Source organism: Streptomyces sp. HSW2009, assembly GCF_040240285.1.
Taxonomy (GTDB): domain Bacteria; phylum Actinomycetota; class Actinomycetes; order Streptomycetales; family Streptomycetaceae; genus Streptomyces.
In genome coordinates this window covers 1-1,707 of sequence record NZ_JBEHZD010000939.1, presented here as the reverse complement: position 1 = coordinate 1,707, position 1,707 = coordinate 1, and the positions used below count along the sequence as shown (strand labels likewise).

Here is a 1,707-nt window from a genome sequence, read left to right as displayed (position 1 = left end):
GGGCAACCCCTCCGGACCCGGGGGGGGGGTACGCGGCGGCGGCCTATTGGGCGGACACGCTCCCCGGGGGGCGGGGGGGGGGGGGGGCGCCCCGGGGGGGCGGGCCGGGGCCGGCGCTCTCCACGTTCTTCGGGCCCGAGGTGCGGGCCGTGGACACCCAGGTGTTCGTGGAGGAGGCGGAGCCGGGCTGGCTCGGCGCGCACGGCGGGCCACGGCGCGGCCGGCGGGCCCGTGCGGCGGGCGCCGTGTCCGGTGGTTCCGGTGGTGGGCCCGGCGGCGCCGGTGGGGCCGGCAGTGGAGTGCCCGCGGTGCCCGGTCAACCTTCACCCCACCCGGGGGGCGTACCGCTTTCGGGGACAGCTTCGGCCACCGCGGGCGCGGGCGGGACCGGGGCGGGAGCCGCCGGCGGGCCGGTACCGGGCGGTGCGTCGGCGGGTGGCGCGGGCCGGGCGGTGGCGGCGCTGGACGTACGGGCCGCGGTGCTCGCGCTGCCGGTGCCGCACGTGGACCCGGGCGACGCCAACGCCGGCTTCCTGGCCACGCTGCTGGCCGCGGCCCCGGCCGAACTGTCCGTCGCGCTCGCCGCGGCCCCCACCGACTCGACCGAGCTACGGCTGCGCCGGGTCCGCGTCGACCTGGAGCGGGGGCGCGACCTGGCGGTGGACGAGGCGCTGGACGCACTGGAGGCACGGCACCAGGACGACTGGCGGATCGTCTGGTACCGCGGGCTCCAGGCGCTGGTCAGCGGCGACCACGGGACCGCCGCGCGCTCCTTCGACGCCGTCTACGACGCCTTCCCCGGCGAGCCGGCGCCCAAGGTGGCGCTCGGCCTGTGCGCCGAGGTGCTGGACCAGCTCGACAACGCCGCCGCGTACTACCACCTCGTGTGGGCGACCGACCCGGGCTTCGTGAGCACCGCGTTCGGACTGGCCCGGGTGCGGTTCACCAGCGGCGACCGGGCCGGGGCCGTGGCGGCCCTGGAGTCGGTGCCCGAGAGCTCGATCCACTACACGGCGGCCCGGGTGGCCGCCGTGCGGGCCCGGCTGCGGCAGGACGACGCCCCGCAGAACGGCGGCGCCGGGGCCGGCGCGGGAGGGGGCGGTGCGCGTGGCAGCGGTGCGGAATCCAGCAGCGCCGGGGGCGGCGGTGCGGGCGGTGGCGGGCCCGCGCAGCGACTCGCCGAGCTGACCGCCGCCGCCGAGCAGGTGGAACGCCTTGCCGACTTCGGACTTGACGCCGTGCGGCGCGAGCGGCTGCACACCGAGGTGCTCGGCAGCGCGCTCGACTGGGTACTCTCCAGCGGCAGCGGAACCCCGCAGGCCGCCGGACCCGGAGCGGCGGCGGGAACCCGACCTTCGCTGCTCGGCAGCCGCCTGGACGAGCGCGGGCTGCGCTTCGGTCTGGAACGCTCGTATCGGGTACTCGCCCGGCTCGCGCAGCGGGGCGAGGAAAGGATCGAACTGGTGGAGCGGGCCAACCGCCTCCGCCCCAGGACGTGGGTGTGATCGATGTCGCAGAAGCCTCGGCTGTCAGCCTGCCCGAGCTGTGCGGAGCCGCTTGACTCGGAGGACAACTTCTGCGGCGCGTGTGGCACCAGCGTCACCGCGACCGGTGTGGCCCCGGGCCCGGGCGTGCCCGCGGCGCGGCCGCCGCCGGGGGGCCGCGGCGGCCCCCGGCCGCCCGCGTACCGTTGACCTGACCGCCGAG

Annotated in this window: 2 protein-coding genes; both read left to right on the top strand. The window is 78.6% G+C overall.

The genetic code is table 11. The annotated features are described in order from the left end of the window. Nucleotides 1-1,505, top strand: a 1,505-nt coding sequence (locus AAHZ94_RS33685) for a tetratricopeptide repeat protein (RefSeq protein ID WP_349997496.1), incomplete at its 5' end; no start/stop codon positions are given. Nucleotides 1,506-1,508: 3 nt separating this feature from the next. Further along, complete coding sequence (locus tag AAHZ94_RS33680) at nucleotides 1,509-1,694, top strand: zinc ribbon domain-containing protein (RefSeq protein WP_349997495.1); 186 nt, start codon at nucleotides 1,509-1,511, stop codon at nucleotides 1,692-1,694. Nucleotides 1,695-1,707 lie beyond the last annotated feature (13 nt).

Coding starts and splice junctions, on each gene's coding strand:
- AAHZ94_RS33680 (WP_349997495.1), top strand. CDS start 1,509: ATGTCGCAGAAGCCTCGGCTGTCAGCCTGCCCGAGCTGTGCGGAGCCG.